14 protein-coding genes are annotated in these 23483 nt (G+C 53.2%); 12 read left to right on the top strand and 2 right to left on the bottom strand.

The window, feature by feature from the left end; genetic code table 11:
• Positions 1–338: 338 nt before the first annotated feature.
• Genes hybO through hypA form a run of 7 tightly spaced genes read left to right on the top strand, consistent with a single transcriptional unit; the run spans position 339 to position 6641 of the window.
• Entirely contained in the window at positions 339–1472 is a 1134-nt protein-coding gene (hybO, locus tag U868_RS0101815) for a hydrogenase 2 small subunit (protein ID WP_025151798.1), read from the top strand.
• A gap of 2 nt (positions 1473–1474) precedes the next feature.
• Complete coding sequence (hybA, locus tag U868_RS0101810; RefSeq protein ID WP_025151797.1) at positions 1475–2458, top strand: hydrogenase 2 operon protein HybA; 984 nt, start codon at positions 1475–1477, stop codon at positions 2456–2458.
• Positions 2448–3629, top strand: coding sequence for a Ni/Fe-hydrogenase cytochrome b subunit (hybB, locus tag U868_RS0101805; RefSeq protein ID WP_025151796.1), 1182 nt, complete (start codon positions 2448–2450; stop codon positions 3627–3629). The genes hybA and hybB overlap by 11 nt, the downstream gene beginning before the upstream one ends.
• Positions 3626–5329 carry a hydrogenase 2 large subunit gene (hybC, locus tag U868_RS0101800; RefSeq protein ID WP_025151795.1) on the top strand — a complete coding sequence of 568 codons (1704 nt, stop codon included), beginning with the start codon at positions 3626–3628 and terminating at the stop codon, positions 5327–5329. Before hybB ends, hybC begins: the two co-directional genes overlap by 4 nt.
• Positions 5329–5823, top strand: coding sequence for a HyaD/HybD family hydrogenase maturation endopeptidase (locus U868_RS0101795; RefSeq protein ID WP_025151794.1), 495 nt, complete (start codon positions 5329–5331; stop codon positions 5821–5823). Before hybC ends, U868_RS0101795 begins: the two co-directional genes overlap by 1 nt.
• Entirely contained in the window at positions 5816–6307 is a 492-nt protein-coding gene (gene hybE / locus U868_RS0101790; RefSeq protein WP_025151793.1) for a hydrogenase-2 assembly chaperone, read from the top strand. Before U868_RS0101795 ends, hybE begins: the two co-directional genes overlap by 8 nt.
• Positions 6300–6641: a hydrogenase maturation nickel metallochaperone HypA gene (hypA, locus tag U868_RS0101785; RefSeq protein ID WP_025151792.1), complete on the top strand. Its 342-nt coding sequence runs from the start codon at positions 6300–6302 to the stop codon at positions 6639–6641. Before hybE ends, hypA begins: the two co-directional genes overlap by 8 nt.
• Before the next feature lie 3 nt (positions 6642–6644).
• Here the strand turns inward: hypA and ampR are convergent, their stop codons facing one another.
• On the bottom strand, positions 6645–7520 hold the full coding sequence (gene ampR / locus U868_RS0101780; protein WP_025151791.1) for a LysR family transcriptional regulator AmpR: 876 nt from the start codon (positions 7518–7520) through the stop codon (positions 6645–6647).
• A gap of 110 nt (positions 7521–7630) precedes the next feature.
• Between ampR and U868_RS0101775 the strand changes: the two genes are divergently transcribed.
• From U868_RS0101775 to U868_RS25830, 5 genes are all read left to right on the top strand, one after another.
• The gene (locus U868_RS0101775; protein ID WP_025151790.1) at positions 7631–8770 is read left to right on the top strand and encodes a class C beta-lactamase DHA-12; all 1140 of its coding nucleotides are present in this window, start codon (positions 7631–7633) and stop codon (positions 8768–8770) included.
• 194 nt (positions 8771–8964) lie between these two features.
• Entirely contained in the window at positions 8965–14880 is a 5916-nt protein-coding gene (locus U868_RS0101770; RefSeq protein WP_025151789.1) for an alpha-2-macroglobulin, read from the top strand.
• Positions 14881–14903: 23 nt separating this feature from the next.
• Positions 14904–17264: a penicillin-binding protein 1C gene (gene pbpC / locus U868_RS0101765; RefSeq protein WP_025151788.1), complete on the top strand. Its 2361-nt coding sequence runs from the start codon at positions 14904–14906 to the stop codon at positions 17262–17264.
• Between the two features lie 223 nt (positions 17265–17487).
• Entirely contained in the window at positions 17488–18156 is a 669-nt protein-coding gene (locus U868_RS23325) for a DMT family transporter (RefSeq protein ID WP_240182641.1), read from the top strand.
• Entirely contained in the window at positions 18153–18335 is a 183-nt protein-coding gene (locus U868_RS25830) for an EamA family transporter (RefSeq protein ID WP_240182640.1), read from the top strand. Before U868_RS23325 ends, U868_RS25830 begins: the two co-directional genes overlap by 4 nt.
• 61 nt (positions 18336–18396) lie before the next feature.
• Here U868_RS25830 and U868_RS0101755 read toward each other — a convergent pair whose 3' ends face one another.
• Entirely contained in the window at positions 18397–23076 is a 4680-nt protein-coding gene (locus tag U868_RS0101755) for an SEL1-like repeat protein (protein ID WP_025151787.1), read from the bottom strand.
• Positions 23077–23483 lie beyond the last annotated feature (407 nt).

The raw sequence follows: 23483 nt of genomic DNA, 5'->3' as shown, positions 1-23483 counted from the left end.
AAATGTATTATTTCGCCGGACTCAGTTAATTCTGAAAACACCCCGGATTGCGTCTGATGAACCGGTGATATTCATCCGGTAAATGCTGTCTTTCTTCCTGTCGGTAGTGAAAAACTCCGCCATTCTCATTGCTGAACGCCGGTACGTTATATTTTAAATTGATATAAATTAATAAAACCGATAAATAGATTAAATGTTAAAAATAGAAAAAATTCTCATTATCTGTAAAATAATATTTCTGATTTTATTTTTTTGTTTATTGATTATGTTCCGTGTCTCAGTAATTTAATAATAAGCGGATTATATTAATATTAAATTAACACAACGGAATAGAGAGAATGATCGAAGATAATACCTTTATTACTTCGGATATCACTTCTGAGGGTATTAACCGGCGAAGCTTTCTGAAACTCTGTGCGGCGTTAGCGGCCACCATGGGTCTCAGTGCAAATACATCTGCCGAAATCGCGGCGTCCGTCAGCCGTAAGGATTGTCCCCCCGTCATCTGGATATCTGCACAGGAGTGTACCGGTTGCACTGAGTCCCTGCTCCGGGCGACGCACCCGACCATCGAAAATCTCATCCTTGATATGATTTCGCTGGAGTACCACGAGGTACTCTCAGCGGCATTCGGTCATCAGGCGGAAGCCAACAAACACAATGCGATTGAGAAATACAAAAGCAAATATGTGCTGGTGGTGGACGGCTCTGTACCGCTGAAGGATAACGGCATTTACTGCATGATCGCCGGCGAGCCGATTGCCGATCATATCCGCCGTGCGGCGGAGGGTGCTGCCGCGATTATTGCCATCGGCTCCTGTGCCGCCTGGGGCGGGGTGGCTGCCGCCGGTGATAACCCGACCGGCGCGGCATCACTGGAAGCGGTTCTGCCCGGCAAAACCGTGATTAATATTCCGGGCTGCCCGCCTAACCCGCATAACTTCCTGGCAACGGTTGCTCACATCATCACTTACGGCAAAGCCCCGGGGCTGGATGACAAAAACCGACCGCTGTTTGCGTACGGTCGTCTGATCCACGAACACTGCGAGCGCCGCGCTCACTTTGACGCCGGACGTTTTGCCAAAGCGTTCGGCGACCACGGTCACCGCGAAGGCTGGTGTCTCTATCACCTCGGCTGCAAAGGGCCGGAAACGTACGGTAACTGCTCCACATTGCAGTTCTGCGATGTCGGCGGTGTGTGGCCGGTGGCTATCGGGCATCCGTGTTACGGCTGTAATGAGGCCGGTATCGGCTTTCATAAAGGTATTCATCAGCTGGCCGGGGTACAGAACCAGACACCGCGCGCTGAAAAACCGGATGTGGATCTGAAAGAGGGCGGTTCGGTATCGGGTGGTGCTATCGGTCTGCTCGGCGGTGTGGTTGGTCTGGTGGCCGGTGTCAGTGTGATGGCTGTCCGTGAGCTGGGCCGCCAGCAGAAGAAAAACCGGTCCGGCGATCTGCGGGGAGAGTAACTGTGAACAGGCGTGACTTTATTAAAGCGGCTTCCGGCGGAGCATTACTGTTAGGTAATACATCCGTGAGCCATGCGGCGGCGGAGAACCGCCCGCCGATCCCCGGTGCATCGGGCATGCTGTATGACTCCACCCTGTGTGTCGGCTGTCAGGCGTGTGTGACCAAATGTCAGGATATCAATTTCCCCGGCCGTAATCCGGACGGGGCGCAGACGTGGTCCAACAATGACAAGCTGTCACCGTACACCAATAACATTATCCAGGTATGGACGAGCGGCAGCGGTGAACACAAAGATCAGGAAAAAGACGGTTATGCCTACATCAAGAAACAATGTATGCACTGTGTTGATCCGAACTGTGTCTCTGTCTGCCCGGTCGGTGCGCTGAAAAAGCATCCGGTCACCGGTATTGTGCATTATGACAAAGATATCTGCACCGGTTGCCGCTACTGCATGGTCGGCTGCCCGTATGATATACCGAAATACGATTACGATAACCCGTTCGGGGCGATCAGCAAATGCGAACTGTGCAACCAGAAAGGCGTTGAACTGCTTAATAAAGGTGGTTTGCCCGGCTGTGTGGATGTCTGCCCGACCGGCGCTATCATCTTCGGTTCCCGCGAAGATCTGATGAGTGAAGCGAAAAAACGCCTCGGGCTGACAGCCGGAGAGGAATACGCCTATCCGCGCCAGACCCTGAAAACCGGCGACAACTACAACCATCCCGTGCCTTCCTATTACCCGCATCTGTACGGCGAAAAAGAGGGCGGCGGAACGCAGGTGATGGTACTGACCGGCGTGCCGTATCAGAATCTGCAACTGCCGGAACTGGCTGAACTCTCCACCGGCGCCCGCTCCGAAAACATCCAGCATACCCTGTACAAAGGGATGATCCTGCCGCTGGCGGTACTGGCCGGGCTTACTGTGCTGGTGCGCCGCAACAGCAAAAATGACACTCACGACGGAGGTGATGATCATGAGTCATGATCCCAAACCCCTCGGCGGAAAATTATTCAGTAAGCCGATCATCATTTTCGGACCGCTTGTTATCCTTTGTGTTCTGCTTATCGTCAAACGTCTGATTTTCGGACTGGGGTCTGTCTCTGATCTGAACGGCGGCTATCCGTGGGGGATCTGGATTGCCTTTGACCTGCTGATCGGTACCGGTTTTGCCTGCGGCGGCTGGGCGCTGGCGTGGGCGGTGTATGTATTCAATAAAGGTGAATATCACCCGCTGGTACGTCCGGCATTGCTGGCAAGCCTGCTGGGGTATTCGCTGGGCGGATTATCCATCACCATTGACCTTGGTCGTTACTGGAATATGCCGAACTTCTTTATTCCGGGGATTTTTAACGTCAACTCCGTTCTGCTGGAAACCGCGGTCTGTATGACGATTTATATCGGCGTGATGGCACTGGAACTGGCACCGGCATTCTGTGAACGCATGGGCTGGAAAATCTCTCTTAAGCGGCTGAACAAAATCCTGTTCTTTGTGATAGCGCTCGGCGCGTTGTTACCGGCTATGCACCAGTCATCGATGGGATCACTGATGATTGCGGCAGGCCACAAGGTCTATCCGCTGTGGCAGAGTTATGAAATGCTGCCGCTGTTCTCCCTGCTCACCGCCTTTATTATGGGATTCTCCATTGTGGTCTTTGAGGGCTCGCTGGTGCAGAGCGGCCTGAAAGGCAACGGCCCCGATGAAAAACGGCTGTTCGGCAAGCTGGCACTGACCGTCAGTGTGCTGATGGCGCTGTTTCTGGTACTGCGCTTCGGGGAGCTTATCTATCGCGGCAAGTTCGGGCTGGCTTTCGCCGGGGATTATTACGCTGTGCTGTTCTGGTGCGAGATCGCGCTGATGGCGATTGCACTGGCGGTCTTCAGTATCCCGGCGTTCCGCCGCGATTCCCGTCTGCTCTACATCGGTGCGGTGAGCATGCTGCTCGGCTGTGCGGCATGGCGTCTTGCCTATTCATTGCTGGCGTTTGATCCCGGTAATGGCTATCACTACTTCCCGGCGACGGAAGAACTGTTAATTTCCATTGGTTTCGTGGCTGTTGAGATCTGCGCTTACCTTTTCCTGATCCGCCTGTTACCGATACTCCCTGCAGTCAATAAAACCGCAGATCACCCTTATCATGAGGCAAGCAAGTCATGAGCCAGAGAATTACGATTGATCCGGTCACCCGTATCGAAGGACATTTACGCATCGACTGTGAAATTGATGATGGTGTGGTCACCAAAGCCTGGGCGTCAGGCACCATGTGGCGCGGAATGGAAAAAATCGTCAAAGGCAAGGATCCGCGTGATGCGTGGATGATCCTCCAGCGCATCTGCGGTGTGTGCACCACCACACACGCGCTGGCCTCAGTGCGTGCCGTGGAAAATGCCCTGAACCTGGATGTGCCGGTGAATGCGCAGTACATCCGCAATATCATTCTGGCGGCGCACACCACCCATGACCATATCGTTCACTTTTATCAGCTTTCCGCGCTGGACTGGGTGGATATCACCTCCGCACTGAAAGCGGATCCGGCAAAAGCCTCTGCCATGCTGAATGGCGTGTCTGACTGGCCGCTCAACAGCACACAGGAATTCATCAGAGTACAGGATAAAATCAAAGCCCTGGTGGAGAGCGGGCAGCTGGGGATTTTTGCCAACGGCTACTGGGGACACCCGGCGATGCAGTTGCCGCCGGAAGTGAACCTGATTGCTGTCGCGCACTATTTACAGGCACTGGAATGTCAGCGCGATGCTAACCGCATTGTGGCGCTGCTGGGCGGCAAAACGCCGCATATCCAAAACCTGGCGGTCGGCGGGGTGGCAAACCCGATTAATCTCGACGGTATCGGTGTGCTGAACCTGGAACGCCTGATGTATATCAAATCATTTATCGACAAGCTGAATGATTTCGTTGAGCAGGTTTATAAAATTGATACTGCGGTTATTGCTGCATTTTACCCGCAGTGGTTTGAAACCGGGCAGGGCGCGGTGAACTACCTGAGCACGCCGGAATTCCCGACCGACGGCAAAAACGGCAGTTTCCTGTTTCCCGGCGGCTACATTGAAAACGCTGATTTAGCGACCTTCCGCCCGATTAATTCTCAGACGGATGCTTTTCTGCTGGAAGGGATTCAGGAAAGCTCGCCGCACTCCTGGTATCAGGATGAAGCACCGCAAAAACCATGGGAAGGCACAACCGAGCCGAAATACACCGGCTGGGACCCGGATGGTAAATACTCGTGGGTGAAATCGCCGACGCTGTACGGCAAAACCGTTGAAGTCGGTCCGCTGGCGAATATGTTCTGTAAACTGGCGGCGAAACACCCGGGAACAGCCGAAAAACTGAATGAAATTATCGAGGTTTATCAGACCCTGACCGGCAACACGCTGGAAGTAAAACAGCTGCATTCCACACTCGGGCGGATTATCGGCCGTACGGTGCACTGCTGTGAATTACAGGCGGTGTTGCAGCATCAGTATGCCGCGCTGATCGCTAATATCGGTACCGGGGATCACATCACCTATGTGAAACCGGAATTCCCGGCTACCGGTGTGATAAAAGGCGTGGGTTTCCTGGAAGCACCGCGCGGCATGTTATCGCACTGGGTGGTGATCAAAGACGGTGTGATTGAAAACTATCAGGCGGTGGTGCCGTCCACCTGGAACTGCGGGCCGCGCAATCACGATAATGTGGCGGGGCCGTATGAGCAGTCGCTGGTCGGGCTGAAAATTGCCGATCCGGAAAAACCGCTGGAAGTGGTGCGCACTATCCACTCATTCGACCCGTGCATGGCATGTGCGGTTCATATTGTTGATGTTGATGGCCGTGAAACGGTATCAGTGAAGGTGCTGTGATGCGGATTCTGGTATTAGGTGTCGGCAATATTCTGCTGACCGATGAAGCCATCGGCGTGCATATTGCGGAAGCACTGGCGGAGCGCTATATCCTGCCGGATTATGTGGACGTGATGGACGGCGGCACGGCAGGGATGGAGCTGCTCGACAGCATGGCCGGGCGGGATCATCTGATTATCACCGATGCCATTGTGACGGCGAAAAGTGCACCGGGTACCATCCGCATTCTGCGGGATGAGGAAGTGCCGGCGCTGTTCACCAATAAAATTTCCCCGCACCAGCTGGGGCTGTCTGATGTGTTGTCTGCACTGCGTTTTACCGGGGAATTCCCCGCCAAACTGACGCTGGTGGGCGTGGTTCCGGCCTCGCTGGAGCCGGATATCGGTCTGACCCCGCGACTGCAGGCCGCCGTTGAACCGGCACTGCAGCAGGTGCTGGCGGTACTGCGGGAATCGGGCGTTGAGGTGGTGAAGAAGGAGACAGCAGATGTCTGAGGATATTCAGGGCTTTATGCACAGCCCGGCAACGCAGATCCGCGAAGCATTTGAAAAGATAGCGGCAGATACTATGCATGATCTCACCTTCCTGCACCCGTCGATGCCGGTGTATGTCACGGAACTGACACTGTTTGAAGGGCAGTGGACGGGGTGTGTGATCACGCCGTGGATGTTCAGTGCCGTGATTTTTCCGGGGCCGGATCAACTCTGGCCACCACGCAAAGTCAGTGAAAAAATCGGCCTGCGGCTGCCGTACGGCACCATAACATTCACGGTCGGTGAGCTGGAAGGGGTATCTCAGTATCTGGCGTGTTCGCTGCTGTCGCCGCTGCCGCATACACTGTCCCCGCAGGAAGGAATGAGGCTGGCAGATGACAGTGCGCGTATGCTGCTCTCACTGCCGGTCACCGATCCGGATGCCCCGGTGATGGCCGGGCGCAGAGCGCTGTTTACCGGTAAACCGGTACCCCGGCATGCATGAGTTATCCCTGTGCATGAGCGCGGCGGATATTATCCGCGAGCAGGCTGAACAGCACGGTATCACGCGGGTGACGGATGTCTGGCTGGAAGTCGGCGCACTGGCGGATGTTGAGGAGAGTGCGCTGCACTTCTGTTTTGATATCGCCTGCCGTGATACCGTGGCGCAGGGCTGCACACTGCATGTTGATGTTATCCCGGCACAGGCGTGGTGCTGGGATTGCAGCCGTGAGGCCGAAATCATGCAGCACGCCGGATGCTGCCCGCATTGCGGCAGCGAACGGCTGCGCATCAGTGACGGCGATGATTTGCGGGTAAAAAGTCTGGAAGGTGAGTGAATTTTACTCCGCTGCCGTATTCAGCAGCCAGCGGGAAAACTGCTGCATGGCCGGGGTTTCCGTGCGGGACTGTAACCGGGTCAGCCAGTAGCCGCCGAGGGTGATCTCAGCGGCAAACGGCTGTACCAGTGCGCCCGACTGCAACAGGCGGCTGAACATACTCACCGGCGCAATTGCAACTCCGGCACCCAATTGTGCCGCTTCCGCCATGGCCAGTGAGGTATCAAACACCATGACCGGCTGTGACGGGGAAGGCGGTGTGCCGCCTGCACAATCCAGCCAGCGGCTCCACTCATCCCGGCGGAATGAACGCAGCAGCGTGAAGCGGTGAACATCATCCGGCTGCTGTAACTGTTCTGCAATCGCCGGTGAGCACAGCGGGGCGTGCGGTGCACTGAAAATCAGTTCCGCATCCGATTCATGCCATGCGCCGTTACCGAAACGGATCGTATAATCATGCCCTTCCGCCGCCGGGTCCACGTGGTTATTGTGGGTGGAGATATGCAGATCAATATGCGGATGGCTGTCATAAAATCCGCTCAGACGCGGCAGCAGCCAGCCTGCGGCAAATGTCCCGACCACCCCCACTTTCACCCGCTCACGGAACTGCCCGTGAGAAAAACACTCCAGCGTGTCCGCAATCCGGTCAAACGCCTCATTCAGCACCGGCAGTAATCCTTCACCTTCATGGGTCAGCACCAGCCCGCGCGAGACGCGGGTAAACAGCGCACAGCCGAGCTGCTCTTCCAGCACTCTGACCTGCTGGCTGACGGCGGCATGGGTGACATTCAGCTCAATCGCCGCGCGGGTAAAACTGAGATGACGGGCGGCGGCCTCAAAGGCGCGCAGCGGGTTAAGGGGGAGGTAACGTCTGACCATAATCCACCTGTAAGTTTTTCTTTAGGCTCTTGTTATAATTAACCGTTTGTTCTGTCCGGCGAATCTGACGATACTTGCCGCCGTTACTCACACACGGAAGGTTAATTCTGATGAAAAAATCATTATCTGCAACACTGATTTCTGCCCTGCTGGCGTTTTCCGCCCCGGGGTTTTCCGCCGCTGACAATGTCGCGGCGGTGGTGGACAGCACCATTAAACCGCTGATGGCACAGCAGGATATTCCCGGGATGGCAGTTGCTGTTTCCGTAAAGGGCAAGCCCTATTATTTCAACTATGGTTTTGCCGATGTTGAGGCAAAACAGCCGGTCACTGAAAATACACTATTTGAGCTCGGATCTGTAAGTAAAACTTTCACAGGTGTGCTGGGTGCAGTTTCCGTGGCGAAAAAAGAGATGTCCCTGAATGACCCGGCGGCAAAATACCGGCCTGAACTGACACAACCGCAGTGGAAGGGGATCACATTGCTCGATCTGGCTACTTATACCGCAGGCGGACTGCCGTTACAGGTACCGGATGCGGTGAAAAGCCGTGCGGATCTGCTGCATTTCTATCAGCAGTGGCAGCCGTCATGGAAACCGGGCGATATGCGTCTGTATGCAAACAGCAGTATCGGCCTGTTTGGTGCTCTGACCGCCAACGCCGCAGGGATGCCGTATGAGCAGTTACTGACTACGCGTATCCTGTCTCCGCTGGGGTTATCACACACCTTTATTACCGTGCCGGAAAGCGCGCAAAGTCAGTATGCGTACGGCTATAAAAACAAAAAACCGGTCCGCGTGTCGCCGGGACAGCTTGATGCGGAATCTTACGGGGTGAAATCCGCCTCAAAAGATATGCTGCGCTGGGCGGAAATGAATATGGAACCGTCACGGGCCGGTAATGCGGATCTGGAAATGGCAATGTATCTTGCACAGACCCGCTACTATAAAACCGCCGCGATTAACCAGGGGCTGGGCTGGGAAATGTATGATTGGCCGCAGCAGAAGGACATGATCGTGAACGGCGTGACCAATGAAGTCGCATTGCAGCCGCATCCGGTAACCGACAATCAGGTGCAGCCGTACAACCGCGCTTCCTGGGTGCATAAAACGGGGGCGACAACCGGTTTCGGCGCCTATGTGGCCTTTATTCCGGAAAAACAGGTGGCGATTGTGATCCTGGCGAATAAAAACTACCCGAATACTGAAAGAGTCAAAGCCGCACAGGCTATTTTGAGTGCGCTGGAATAATGTTTTTCCTGAACCGGCCCCGGCGGACACGGCGGGGCCGTAATTTAAGATTATTCCTTATGCAATAATTTGCTTTATGGGCTGTTTTATGGAGGATGAGAGTATCGGGCACTGACAGCTTCCGGCTGAACCGGATTTCACTGTGTGCTGCGGCAAACTGATGTCAGTCTCAACACACAGAGGAAAATGTTGTCATGGACGTTCTGCGTTTTATCCTCCGCTTACCTTTTATTCTGCTGCGTCTGGCAGCACGAGGTCTTGTTTATCTTTTTACGCTGCTGGGGTTTCTGCTGCGCCCGTTCACCGGACGGATCCGCTGGGCGGTACCAGGCTGGGTGACCTTTGCCGGTAATCAGCTTGTCCGGCTGGAGCGGGGTGTAAACCGCTATCCGAAGACCATTTTTGCCTTATTGCTGCTGACCGCTGCGGTGGCAGCGGGCAGTTATTACACCTGGCACTGGTACCAGAACAAACCCGGGCCGGTGGATGTCGCACCGCTGGTGGTGCAGGATATTTCCGCGTCTGTGCAGCGCCCTTCGGCAGTGAATTATAACCGTGATGATAATTCAGCGCAGATTGTGGTGGTGACATTCTCCCGCTCTGCCGCACCGGTGACGCTGATCGGCAAACCGGTCACTGCCGGTATTACTCTGACCCCCGCAACGGAAGGTGAGTGGCAGTGGCGTAATGACCGCAAGCTGGTATTCACAGCGAAAAAAATCTTCCCGATGGGGAAAACTTACACCGTCGATATGGATGCCAAAACACTGCTGGCTCCGCAGGTGGCGTTAGCGGAGAAACAAAAGACCTTTACCACCCCTGAGTTTTATTATCGCGGCGGCCGGGCGGAGTTCTATCAGGATCCGCAGGATCCGATGAAAAAACACGCCATTATCGGCCTGACCTTCAATGCCCCCGCTGATGTCAAAAATCTGGAATCACGTCTGTCGCTGACCCGCGATGGTAAGCCGGTACCGTATACCGTCACTTATGATGATAAAAAACTCAAAGCCTGGATCCACTCCGGGCAGCTGGCACTCAATGATACGGACAGCGAAGTGCTGCTGACGGTCAGAGCCGGTGTCGGTGCGGTCGTTCCGGCGAATACCACGGAAAAAGATGAAACCTTCCGTGTGATCGTGCCGAACCGCTACAGTCTGGATGTGACGGGCATTGACAGCCAGCTGGTGGAATCAGATGACGGAAAAGATCGCCGCGCCCTGATTGTGTCATTCTCCGACCCGGTGAATGAAAAACAGATCACAAAAGCGGTTCGTGCCCGTCTGCTGCCGGAAAAACACCCGGATTATCATTCTGAGGGTATTTACGACGACTGGAAACCGGATGATATCAGCGAAAAAGTCATTGCCTTATCAGAGCCGGTCACGCTGACTCCGGATGACAGCGAGCAGGAAAATCAGGCAGCATTCAGCTTCAGTTATAACGCCCCGGCCAACCGCTGGCTGCTGGTGGAAATCACCGGCGGTATGAGTTCAGCGGGCGGTTATTACCTGAAAACATCACGTTATCTGCCGGTACGCATCCCGGATTACCCGAAAACACTGCGCTTTATGTCAGACGGGGCACTGCTGTCGATGAAAGGTGAAAAACAGATCACCGTCGCGGCACGTAACTTCCCGGGCCTGCAACTGGATGTGAAACGGGTGATCCCGGGCCAGTTACAGCACATCGTCTCCTTTAAGGATAAAAACTTTACCTCAACGGATTTTAACCGCCTGAGTGATGAATACTTTACGGAGCATTTTACCTATCAGACGGCGTTGTCAGCCGCCAGCCCCGGCGATATTCAGTACAAAGGTATCGACCTGAGCAAATACCTCTCAGCCGACCCGTCCGCAAAACGCGGCATATTCCTGCTGAGCCTGCGGGCGTGGGATCCGGCTAAACCGGCGGAAGCCCCGGAAGCGGAAAGCTATGACGAAGGGGATGAGGATTACGAAGAGGACGCGGTTCTCGATTCGCGCTTCGTGGTGGTCACTGATATGGGGATCATTGCGAAATCTTCCCTCGACGGCTCGCGGGATGTATTCGTGCAGTCCGTGTATACCGGCGAGCCGGTCAGTGATGCGAAAGTCTCGGTGGTGGCCAAAAACGGCACCACACTGCTGAGCCGTGTGACCGGCAGTGACGGCCACGCCGCATTCCCGCCGCTGCATGATTTCCGTAATGAGCAGATGGCGGTAATGTTCCTGGCGGAAAAAGAGGGGGATGTCTCCTTCCTGCCGGTCAATGCCTGGTATGACCGCCAGCCGGACTTCTCGCGCTTTGATATTTACGGCGACGAAACCCCGGAAGATCCGCGCACCCTCAGCAGTTATCTCTTCTCAGATCGCGGTATTTACCGGCCGGGGGAAACCTTTCATGCGGGGCTTATCACCCGCACCTATGACTGGAAAACCCCGCTGACCGGCATCCCGCTGCGGGCGGAGATCCGCGACCCGCGCGACACGCTGATGCACTCACAGCAGATTATTCTTGATGCCACCGGTTTCAGCGAACTGAGCTACACCACATCGGAAAACGCCCCGACCGGCGACTGGAATATCTATCTCTACCTGGAAGGTAAAGATGAGAACGATCTGCGCCTGCTCGGCACCACCACTGTGGTGGTGAAAGAGTTTGAACCGGACAGCATGAAGGTGGCGCTGAAACTGACACCGGATCGTCAGCAGGGCTGGGTGAAACCGGATGAATTACAGGCAGCGGTTGATGTGCAGAACCTGTTCGGCACTCCGGCGCAGAACCGCCGTATCGCGACAAAAATGACCATGCGGCCGGTTTATCCGTCATTCACGCAGTATCCGGATTATCGTTTCTATGAAAACAGCCGCAGTACGGATAACTTTGAAACACAGCTTGAAGAGCGCACCACCGATGAAAACGGTGCCGCACTGCTGGCGTTAGGGCTGGAAAACTACGCCGAAGCGACCTATCAGTTACAACTGTTCACCGAAGCGTTTGAGCCGGGCAGCGGCCGTTCGGTCACGGCAGCGGCGCGGGTACTGGTCTCCCCGCATGATTCGCTGGTGGGTATCAAAGCGGACGGCGACACAGATTACATCAGTAAGGATGCACTGCGGGTACTGAATCTGATTGCGGTGGATCCGTCACTGACCCGTATTGAAAAGAGCAATCTGAAACTGGTGCTTCTGGAGCAGAAATACATTTCGGTGCTGATGCGCCAGCCGTCCGGGGTCTTCAAATATCAGTCCAGACTGAAAGAAACCCGGATTGATGAACAACCGCTGACCATCAGCAGCACCGGTACAGATTTCACACTGAACACCTCGAAACCCGGCCACTTTATCTTACAGGCGGAAGATGCGGACGGTAATGTGCTGAACAGAACCGACTACACCGTTGCCGGTAACGCGAATATCACCCGCTCGCTGGATCGCAATGCGGAACTGCAGCTGACGCTGAATAAAGAGGAATACAAACCGGGCGAAGAGATTGAAATTGCTGTCAGCGCGCCGTACACCGGCAGCGGTATTATCACCATTGAGCGCGACAAAGTGTATCAGTGGGTGTGGTTCCGCGCGGACACCACTAACTCGGTGCAGAAAATCCGCGTACCGGCAGAGCTGACCGGCAACGGCTATGTTAACGTGCAGTTTGTCCGCGATATCAACTCCGATGAAATCTTTATGAGCCCGCTGAGCTTCGGCGTACAGCCGTTCCGTGTCAGCCATGAGGCGTTTAACGCGGGGATTTCACTGACATCGCCGGACGTGATGAAACCGGGTGAAAATCTGGCGGTTCATGTGAAAACCACCTCGCCGCAGAATGTGGTGGTCTTTGCCATCGATGAAGGCATATTGCAGGTGGCGCGTTACCGTCTGAAGGATCCGCTCGACTATTTCTTCCGCAAACGGGCGCTGGAAGTGAAAAGCACCCAGATCCTTGACCTGATCCTGCCGGAATTCAGCAAAATGATGGCGCTGACCGCAGCACCGGGCGGGGATGCCGGAGAAGGAATCGATCTGCATCTTAATCCGTTCAAACGCAAGCGGGATGAACCGGTAGCGTACTGGTCGGGGATCACTGCCGTTGATGGTGACGCGGTCTTTAATTATCAGGTGCCGGATTATTTCAACGGTAAGATCCGCGTGATGGCAGTATCGGTTTCACCTGACCGCATCGGTCACACACAGAGCAGCACAACGGTACGGGATGATTTTGTGCTGACGCCGAATATTCCGGCCATGGTCTCCCCGGGGGATGAATTTGATGTCTCCCTCGGTATTGCCAATAATCTGACCGGCCTGAGCGGCGAAGCGGTGCCGCTGGATGTCACTGTCAGCGCTGATCCGGCACTGGAAATCACCGGCAGCAGCCGTGAGCAGATCACCCTCGGTGAGAAGAAAGAGGCAGTACTGTCGTTCCGCCTGAAAGCCAATGCGCTGCCGGGCACGGCGGATATCACTTTCCGTGTCACTTCCGGGGATAAATCGGCAGTCCGCACGCAGAATCTGTCAGTCCGTCCGGCCTCGGCTTACCGCACCCGCTCGTCTCTCGGACGGATGGACGGTAAACAGCAACGGGTGACGGCGCTGCGGCAGATGTTTGATAACTATGCCAAACGGGATGCGCGGGTGTCATACTCGCCGATGGTGATGAGTGAGGCGCTGTCGCAGTATCTGGATAACTATCCGTATAACTGTTCGGAGCAGATCACCAGCCGCGCCATTCCGCTGCTGTTCAGTCAGCGTAATCCGGAAATCAGCACATTGCAGTCACAGGCGGCGATCCGCAAACAGCTGCAACAGACCATGACCACACTGCTGACACGGCAGAATGGTCAGGGTGGTATCGGTGAATGGCAGGCGATGCCGGAAACCGATCCGTTTGTCACGCTGTATGTGGTGCAGTTCCTGCTGGAAGCACAGGACGCGGGTTATCCGGTGCAGGAATCACTGCTCGGCTCCGCCAATATTTACCTGAAGAAAGTGGCGGCGAACCCGATGCTCAATACGCAGGATGATCTGCGGATGCGCGCCTTTGCTGTCTACCTGCTGACCCGTCAGGGCGAGGTGACCACCGGACTGCTGGCTGAAGTACAGACACAGATGCAGAGCAGTTATCCGGACGCCTGGCAGGATGACCCGGGTGCGCTGTATCTCGCGGCATCCTACAAAATGCTGAAGATGGATAAACAGGCGGATATGATGCTGGCGCCGACGTGGAAAGCCCTGAACACGGCTTACAATAAAGCATGGTGGACACGGCGCTATCTCGATCCGCTGGTGCAGGACAGCACACGGCTCTATCTGATTGTCCGTCACTTCCCGGAAAAAGTGTCTGCTATCCCGCCGCAACTGTTGGAAAACATGGTGCTGCGCTTTAAAGAGGAGCGTTACACCACCTATTCAGCAGCCATGAGTATTCTGGCAATGGAATACTACAGCCGTCATATGCAGCAGAGCGGGGCACAAGCCGGTGAACTCACTATCAGTGTCCTGAAAGGCAAAGAAGCGCCTGAAGTGATTTCGGTGATGAAAAATGTCTCCGCGACCGGAAAGTTCGGTGACGGTGTCAGTGAAATCCGCTTTGATAATCCGTCGGATAATCCGGCCTGGTATGTGGTGACAGAATCCGGTTTTGACCGCACACCGTCGCAGGCGGCAGTGGCGAAAGGGCTGGAAATCAGCCGTGATTACCTGAATGAAAAAGGTGAGGTGATAACCCGTGCGGCACAGGGCGAAAAAGTGTATGCCCGTCTGCATATCCGCGCCAACACCAAACAGGGACTGAATAATATTGTGGTGGCGGATCTGCTGCCGGGCGGGTTTGAGGTGGTGCGTCAGGATCCGGAAGCGGCGGACAGCCTGCAACTGTCACAGCTCCCGTTCAGCACCGGCCGCCGCTGGGTGCCGGACTTCACTGATGCCCGCGAGGACAGAGTGCTTATCTACGGCAGTGCTGCGGCGGATAGTCAGGAGTTTATCTATCAGATAAAACCGGTGAATACAGGGCGCTTTACTATTCCTCCGGCCTTTGGCGAAGCCATGTATGACCGGGAGATTCAGGCGCAGTCTGCGGCAGCCGGGGTCTTTACGGTTCTGCCGCCAGCCGGTGACAAACCCTGAATGCACGGGCGGTATCAGTCAGAATGAGCGGCATCCGGCGTATTTTACAGAACCTGGCGGCAGTGATTATCCTGCTGGCGCTGTTTCTGACCGGATTCCGCCTCTGGCCGCACCCGCCGCTGTCAGAAGGTGTGCCTCTGTCGGTTGCCTATTATGACCGCAACGGCACACTACTGCGCCTGACACTGGCAAACGATGACCGCTACCGGCTGTGGACCCCGCTGGAAGAGATGTCACCCCTGCTGACACAGGGGACGCTGCGCTATGAGGATCGCTGGTTTTATCTCCATCCCGGGTTTAATCCGTACAGCCTCACGCGCGGTTTTTTTGTCAGTTACATCAGCGGGGAGCGGCTTCAGGGCGGCTCAACCATCACCATGCAGCTGGCACGGATGCGCTGGCATCTCAACACTCGCACCCTGCGGGGGAAAACCGAACAGATCCTGCGGGCGGTGCAGCTGGAACTGAGCTATTCCAAGCACGACATCCTGGAAGCCTATCTTAACTATGCCCCCTATGGCCGGAATATTGAGAGCGCCGGGGCAGCCTCACTGGTCTATTTCAATAAAAAACCGGCGGATTTAACGCTGCCGGAAGCCCTGACGCTGGCGGTACTGCCGCAGTCGCCGGGGTATCGTGTCACACCGGGAGGCGCGGATATCAGCCAGCCGCTGATGCAGGCACGCAACCGGCTCTGGCAGTACTGGCGGGAAGAGCATCCGGACGATGAAAACATGGCGGCACTGTTTGAACTGCCGCTGATGCTGCGCCAGCCGGAACAGATGCCTTACATCGCTCCGCATCTGATTGAGCAGATAGCGCGGCAGAACCGGTTCAGTGCTGAAAAACCGCAGACCGTGGTCACCACGCTGGATGTGAATCTTCAGCGTATTGCCAAAAAACAGGTGGCTGCTTTTATCGCCCGCCGTCAGCAGGCGGGATTACACAATGCGGCGGTGCTTCTTGTTGATACCCGTGATATGGGCGTGCGGGCGCTGGTGGGCTCTGCGGATTATTACAACACGGCGATCCACGGTCAGGTGAACGGTACCAATGCCAAACGCTCCCCCGGATCGGCGCTGAAACCCTTTATTTACGCCCTCGGGCTGGAGCAGGGCGTGCTGCACCCGCTGACCATTCTTAAAGATGTGCCGTCCACCTTCGGCAGTTATGCGCCGGAGAACTTTGATCTGCGCTTTATGGGGCCGCTGCCGGCGACACAGGCACTGAACTACAGCCGTAATATTCCGGCGGTGGATATCGCGGCAAAACTCAGCAAACCGAATCTCTATCAGTTTCTCCGGCTGGCCGGGCTTTCCGGGATGGTGGGAGAAAAGCACTACGGGTTGTCGCTGGTCCTGGGCGGCGGTGAAGTCACCGCGCAGGAGCTGGCAAAACTCTATGCTATCCTCGCAAACCGGGGTGTTCTGCGCCCGCTGCGGATGACTGAATCAGAGCCGCCCGCTGCACCGGTTCGCCTGCTGAGTGAGGAAGCGGCATTTATCACCCTGGATATGCTGGGGCAGCACCGCCGTCCCGGTAACACCCTCGCGCAAAAACCGATGACACTGCCGGTGTACTGGAAAACCGGCACGTCCTGGGGATTCCGTGATGCCTGGAGCAGCGGCATCACCGGGCCGTATGTGCTGGTGGTCTGGCTCGGGAACTTTGACGGCACCGGAAACAGTGCGCTGATTGGTGCGGAAGCCGCCGCACCGCTGTTTTTCAATATTATCGACAACATTATGGCGGAATATCCGGCGCTGCGGGAGCCGGACTTTCCGCAACCGGAAAATCTCCGTCAGGTGGAGGTTTGTCTGGCCAGCGGCAACCTGCCGACGCAGTGGTGTCAGCGGCGGGGCAAAACCTGGTTTATCCCCGGTAAATCACCGATTGCGGTTGATACCATCTACCGCCCGGTGGCAACGGATAAAATCACCGGCGACGTGGTCTGTCCGCCTTATGATCCTGCTGAGGTGAATATTGATATCTATGAATACTGGCCGTCTGACCTGGCACGGGTGTTTGCCATGGCCGGTCTGCCGAAGAAAACCCCGCCGTCTGCCGCACACTGCAAAGGCGGCAACAGCCTGATCGGCGGCACTCCGCCGCGTATCACCTCACCGCTGCGCAACACCACCTACACACTGCGGCGGACAGCAAACCAGCCATCCTCTCTGTTTTTTACCGCCACTGCGGATAATGACAGCAGTGTGATTTACTGGTTTGCCGGGGATGCATACCTCGGTAACAGCACCAGCCGCCGCCCGCTGGAATGGAAACCGGAAACCGCCGGGAGCTACCGTATCCGCGCCGTAGATGATCACGGTCGTGCAGATTCACGGATGATTCAGGTGGATATTCTGGGGGTGAGGGACAGGTGAGTTTATAGAGTAAACCGGTGATATTATTTGCAAATATATTACTCTGGATAATTTATTTTTTATTTTCATTCGGCTGACAAAGTAAAAAACTCAGCGGGACTCACACTTTCGGTGAATATCTTTATTACCGATTGACAAGAAAAAGGCAATAAAAATACTGAGTGTATTGATAACCATACGGTATTAGTTGCCCGCTATGACTGAAAAAAAGGTACTGCTGTGCATGGCATTAGTCATTGCCCTGATATGGGGAAGTAATTTTCCTGTCTCTAAAGCAGCGATTGAACACATTGGAGCATGGCCATTCCGGTTTTATTGTAATATTATTTCTGTTGTTATCCTGCTGATTATTATTCTATTCTTCTTCCGGAAGAAAATAGTGTTCAAAGATATTATGCTATGTATTCCTCTGGGGGTGTTTAATTTATTTTTGGTGCCGTTACTGAATAATGTTTCTCTGTTTTATACCGATGCGGTAAAAGCGTCCGTGCTGATTTATACCATGCCGGCTTTTACGTCATTAATTTATATGGTTATCAACAGAAGTATAAATATAAAATATGTAATGACAGCGATTTTGGGCGTGACAGGTGTACTGATTTTTATTTCTGCGGATAAAATCGGAACAGGTGAGTTAATTATATTAATCAGTGCCTTTTGCTGGGCTACAGGAACGGTTCTGTCAGAAAAAATACCGGTTAAATCAAATCTCTTGCTCAGGGTATTCTATCAGAACGGTGTTTCGTTGCTGCTGATTGTACTGACGATGCCATTTATGTCTGATGATATCAGGTTGCCATTATCTGTGTTCAGTCAGCCTGATGTGTTATTACCGGTACTGTATACAGGAATAACCGGCGGTGTTTTGTCTATATTTTATGGTTTTATATGATCGAAAAGGGCGGGGCGGAACTGACATCCTGTGCCATTTTGCTGTCACCGGTTATCAGTGTTCTTATTTCACTGTTTTTTCTGGGGGAATCTGTCACTCTGAATATGCTGATTGGACTGCTGTTTATTATTTCCGGCCTTTTTATTGCATTCCGGAAGAAAAAATCATCCGGCAGGTAATAAAATCGCCCTCCCGGAACAGATTACATTCCGGGAGGGCGCTGATAATAAAACGGCTTATTTATTTTTTATCGCTGATACGTGAAAAATCCCACTCTTTTAAGGCTTTTTCGGCCTCTTTATTGCCGTATTTTGCTGACAGTATCAGGTTATCCCGTGCTTTGCGCAGATCATCATCACTGCCGGTACCGACCAGTTTGTGATAATACATCCATGCGACCTTGAGTTTCGCCATTTCATGATGATTGCCCTGTTCAAGGGAGGTCATTTCATAATAGCGGGCAGCCTGCGGATAATCCTTTTCCAGCCCGGACTGACCGAAATAGAGCATATCACCGGCGAGGTGTGCGGTATTGCTGTCACCCAGTCTGGCTCCCGCATCAAAATACGCGAGGGCTTTTTTGCCATCCTCCGGGATGCCGCGCTCATTCGGTTTGCGGTAGAGATTCCCCAGTACGTTATACGCTCTGGCGTAGCCGTTTTTACCGGCGAGTTCATAGAAATAGAGCATTTTTTCCGTATCTTCCGGAACACGTTCGCCACGGGCATAGTTTACCCCCAGCGAGAATGCAGCCATGGCATCACCGCTTTCCGCTTTCTGCCGTTTCGCTTCAATTTCCTGTTCATAACGGCCGTATTGCTCATATTCCTGTTTTTTCTTAATCCGTTGCAGCACCGCATCATGTTCTGCATCTGTCAGTGTGTCAGTCAGTTTGTCTCCCTCGCGGGAACTGACATCGGCAAGTGAACCGTAGTAATACGCTTCGGCGGCATCTTTTTTACTGACATAAGCGTTATACATACCTTTCAGGGCGTACGTGTTGTTATATTCCAGCGAGCGGTTATACCACGCGATGGCTTTATCCGGGTCGGGTGCGGTGTTGCAAAAGCCTTCAAGCCACGCATCCCCCATGGCTTTGGTCATGGTTTCCGGCGGCATCAGCATATAGTTATCGGTATTTTCCGGGTAGTCCGATTTTTTCAGCCACGCCGTCAGATACTGTTCCGCTTTAGCGGGATCGGCATCGTCACGGCGGCAGTATTCCGGTGATATATAGTATTCGTAGAGGGCTTCTGTGGCAGCAATATCGCCGTTATCATGGCCTTTCTGCAGATAAGACAGTGCTTTATCTGTGTCATTATTCTGCCGGTAATAATTGAACAGAGCGATTTGCGCATCGGCCCGTTTATCTGCCTCCGCTTCCAGCAGTGCGAGATATTTTTTGTTATCCGCGTTATACAGGGAGTTGCCGTTGTTATCACTGAGAGTACCGTTATACAGCCGGGCCAGTGTATCAAACGCGGCTTTTGACACGGATTCATCACTGTTTTTCAGTCCGTTTTCCACCCGGGTGACCACACCGGCCCACTCCGGTGAATCCGGTGGTATGCGGTTCTCTTTGAGCAGGATGACTGCCAGCAGGGTATCGGAGCAGCTGTCACCTTTCTCCGCACCACGGCGCAATGCCGCCATTCTGCCGTCATTGGTTTCCGTCACCCCGGCCAGAGCGCAGAATGCAGGCAGATAACCGCTTTCAGCGCTTTTTTCAAACCAGTAACGGGCAGCATCATAATTACCGCGGCTTCTGTCGTGTTCCCCGGCGGCGTTCATGGCACTACTGTCCCCTGCCTGTGCCGGTTTTATTGTGCTTTCATAGAACGTGATATTTTCTGATACATCACGCGGCCCTTGGTAGGCACGTATCAGGACAATCGCTTTATCCCAGTCCGGTTCGATAATACGTTGCTGTGTATTTTTATCGTACACTCCCTTTTCATAGGTATCCGCCAGCAGGATGGTGGCGTGGTTATGACCGGCATCTGCTGCTTTTTGCAGGTATAACAGGGCTTTTTGCGGATCTTTACGGACACCACGGCCAAGCAGCCAGGCATAACCGGTTTCATAGGCTGCATTCGGGCTTTCATCCGTCAGTCTGGCGTTTATTTCAAACTGATCCATTGCCTCCAGTTCGTCCTCACCGTAATCACCGGCTTTGCTGAAATAATAACGGGCTTTCTGACGATCCGCGCTGACAAGGTTGCTGCCCTGCAGATACTGTGTACCCAGATCACGCAGATAGCGATTATTGCCGGTTCCCGGGAGTTTGTCGTACAGCGACAGCAGCCGTTTTTTATCCTCCGGGCTGAGTGTGTCTGCGCTTTTGTAGTTATCAATCAGTGTGGTAATGGCATTTTCGTGCCCGCCTTCGGCTGCCATTTTCAGGTAATACAGCGATTTTTCCGGATCCTGCGTCAGGCCGTGGTCGCCGTTTTTCCAGGCATAAGATAATTCATAGGCGGCTTCCGCATCCCCTTTACGGACGCGGGCATTCAGGTCTGCCAGGGTATCACGGCTCTTTTTGACTTTGCTCAGGCGTGATTCTGTGAAACGGTAATCGCGGTCAGGAATTTTTTCATACCAGGCAATGGAGGCATTCAGGTCAGCGTTTACACCGTATTTACCTTCATAATAGATCTCGCCCAATTCATACATGCAGGCCCATTCGCCGGCATCAGCACACTGTGTCAGGCGGGGTACAATATCGCGTTCTGTCAGTCCGGTTACCTTCAGAAATGCCTGATTCAGATTGCTCTGCGTACCGGGGCGGGTTGCGCTCTTCAGACGATTCACCATGTATTCACCGGCTTCCGGGCTGCCCTGATCTGCCGCTTTCATCATCAGTTCAATATCCGGACGCAGGATCTCATCGGTCATATCCGGTTTATCTTCCGCATCTTCCAGTTTCAGCCGCGCATAGTAATACGTGACATCCGGATCCTGACCCAGCAGCGGGGTAATCAGTTTCTGTGCTTCGGCGTTATTATCCCGCAGGGCAAGCAGGACCCAGAATTGTCTGGCAGGGAGGTCATTTTTGCCTTCGGAGAAGACAATCTGCGTGACATCATTCCATTCTTTTTCCGTCAGCAGGGAGCGGGAATATTCACTCTTCATGATTTCCAGCGCCAGCTTCAACGCCTGTTCATTATCGCCGGTATTGAGGGAAATAAGCGCTTTTGCCAGGTGAGCATCGGCACCGGGGGTATATTTGCTGGCTTTCTGATACAGTTCCATAGCCTGTTTGCGGTTTTTGACCGGATCTTCCCGCAACAGATAATCGGCATAAAAATGTGCCTGGCGGTAGTTATTATTCTCTTCGGTATCTTTTTTCAGGAACGCGATAATCTCTTTTTCATCAATTTCACCACCGGTATCAAAGGAAAAATACAGATCCGTTAAACGCCGGTAAGCCTTATCCTGAAAATAGGGATTTTCTGACAGGGATTTATAGATCCCGACGGCTTTTTTTACATCCTGTTCAACACCGATACCTCTGGCATATTTATAGGCCAGCTGATCCTGTGAATCTGCCAGCGGCGATAATTCTGCCGATTTTTTATTCAGTTCAAAAGCACGGACCGGATCATAAATATTCCCTTCCTGATCACCGTAACGTGCGGAAGCCAGCATCAGTGCCTCCGGGTCATCCGGATATTTTTCCAGTAACTTGGTTAAATACGCGGATATCTGTGTGTTGGTGTCGTTATCCGGAAATTGATAGCTGTCGGCAAGATCCGCAATAATTCCGATTAATGCATCATGGTGTCCGGTATCCGCAGCCTGTTTCAGGTATTCTGCTGCGCGTTCACGATCATAATCGAAGGCATCATCAAAACGGATATTACGGTGGATTTGATAAAGCAGATAAAGGGCATCGGGATATCCGGCTTCAGCTGCGGCTGTCAGATATTCAGGGTTTGTTTTGGTATCAAGATACCAGGTATAAAGGGCTTTCGGATCGTTTTTATCAATCAGCGGCTGTAAATAACGGAGGGCTTTTTCTTTATCTGTGATGACTCCCGTTCCCTGCATATAAGTATCATAGAGGGCGTAACGGGCATGAAGATTACCGTTCTCTGCCATTTTTTCCAGTTTCGCCAGCCGGTCCGTTATTTCATCTGCTGTTTCTGAGCCGTAGAGTGATAACGCTTTCGGCATAACATCTTCTTCACTGAGTGAGCTTATTTGTGAAAAAGCCATATAGCGGTATTTTTTTGCCTGTCCGGGGTCGGCTTCTATTCCGTGACCGCCGGTCTCGTATATCCGGGAAAGTAACATCGCGGGGAAGAGAAATTGTTCACTGAGCAGGGGCGTCAGGATCTCAACGGCTTTTTTATAATCTTTATCATATTCGTAAGCGATATAACCCAGGGCGAATTTTGCAAAAAACGATCCCTGATCGGCGGCGGCGGTCATATATTTTCGCGCCTGCTCTGCATCTGACGGAATATTTTCATATTTATCGAGCATATAAATACTGCCCAGTAATTCCTGTGCCTCACGTACACCGGTTTCTGCCGCAGCGTTCAGTGAGGTAATACCGTACGGATCCTGTTCGGTATAAGGCACCCTGCCGTGATAGCGGTAATAACCGAGGTTATATAACGCGTTTTTATTACCGGCTTTCGCAGCCCGTTCCAGCCACTGATATCCCAGCACCGCATTTTCCGGTGTACCGTTGCCGCTGAGATACATCACTGACAGCGCATAAGCAGCCTGCGGATCCTTTTCCGCTTCGGCGGAAAAATAACGGAATGCGCCGTCAGTATCCCCGGATAAATACAGCTCATAGCCTTTATCTGCAGGGGTAGTACCGGACGTCACAGAATAGGTCAGCCAGGCCCCGCCGGACAGTGCAATAGCAATAAGCAGAGCAATCCTTAGTTTACGTTGCTTTGTCATATCATCCCTTATACGGATTAATCTTAAACAGAAAGTGAAGAATAAAAAATTTGACTTAGTGTAACGGAATGGAGAGGTAATTCAACGTGATTGGACAGGGAAAAAACAAATAAAAACATTATGTTATTTTCTGATGATATCCGGTGGGCTGTTTTTTGATACGGGAAATCGTTATCTGAATAACAAACGGGAGATAATAAAAGTGGTGAAGGTTGGGCCGAAAATTAACCTGCGAAAGAAGATTTAATATTTTGCATTCATTTACGGGAAATATTCTGAATAGTAATGTTCCTGAAATCTATGAATATCATTAGTAATGTTTACAGTGATAATGACATTATTTGCCTGATATTGGCACACAAGTCAAAAAATCTCTGCTGCCATTTTGCTGCCATCGGTTCGCGGAT

It is taken from the genome of Morganella morganii H1r, assembly GCF_000633515.1.
GTDB classification, from domain to species: domain Bacteria; phylum Pseudomonadota; class Gammaproteobacteria; order Enterobacterales; family Enterobacteriaceae; genus Morganella; species Morganella morganii_B.
Note: the sequence above shows the minus strand (reverse complement) of the source record. Positions and strands in the feature narration are given on the sequence as shown.

Bases quoted from the DNA above. Each gene is read 5' to 3' on its own strand.
- hybB (WP_025151796.1), top strand. From the start codon at position 2,448: ATGAGTCATGATCCCAAACCCCTCGGCGGAAAATTATTCAGTAAGCCG.
- U868_RS0101775 (WP_025151790.1), top strand. From the start codon at position 7,631: ATGAAAAAATCATTATCTGCAACACTGATTTCTGCCCTGCTGGCGTTT.
- U868_RS0101755 (WP_025151787.1), bottom strand. From the start codon at position 23,076: ATGACAAAGCAACGTAAACTAAGGATTGCTCTGCTTATTGCTATTGCA.
- hypA (WP_025151792.1), top strand. From the start codon at position 6,300: ATGCATGAGTTATCCCTGTGCATGAGCGCGGCGGATATTATCCGCGAG.
- U868_RS25830 (WP_240182640.1), top strand. From the start codon at position 18,153: ATGATCGAAAAGGGCGGGGCGGAACTGACATCCTGTGCCATTTTGCTG.
- hybO (WP_025151798.1), top strand. From the start codon at position 339: ATGATCGAAGATAATACCTTTATTACTTCGGATATCACTTCTGAGGGT.
- ampR (WP_025151791.1), bottom strand. From the start codon at position 7,520: ATGGTCAGACGTTACCTCCCCCTTAACCCGCTGCGCGCCTTTGAGGCC.
- U868_RS23325 (WP_240182641.1), top strand. From the start codon at position 17,488: ATGGCATTAGTCATTGCCCTGATATGGGGAAGTAATTTTCCTGTCTCT.
- pbpC (WP_025151788.1), top strand. From the start codon at position 14,904: ATGAGCGGCATCCGGCGTATTTTACAGAACCTGGCGGCAGTGATTATC.
- U868_RS0101770 (WP_025151789.1), top strand. From the start codon at position 8,965: ATGGACGTTCTGCGTTTTATCCTCCGCTTACCTTTTATTCTGCTGCGT.
- U868_RS0101795 (WP_025151794.1), top strand. From the start codon at position 5,329: ATGCGGATTCTGGTATTAGGTGTCGGCAATATTCTGCTGACCGATGAA.
- hybE (WP_025151793.1), top strand. From the start codon at position 5,816: ATGTCTGAGGATATTCAGGGCTTTATGCACAGCCCGGCAACGCAGATC.
- hybC (WP_025151795.1), top strand. From the start codon at position 3,626: ATGAGCCAGAGAATTACGATTGATCCGGTCACCCGTATCGAAGGACAT.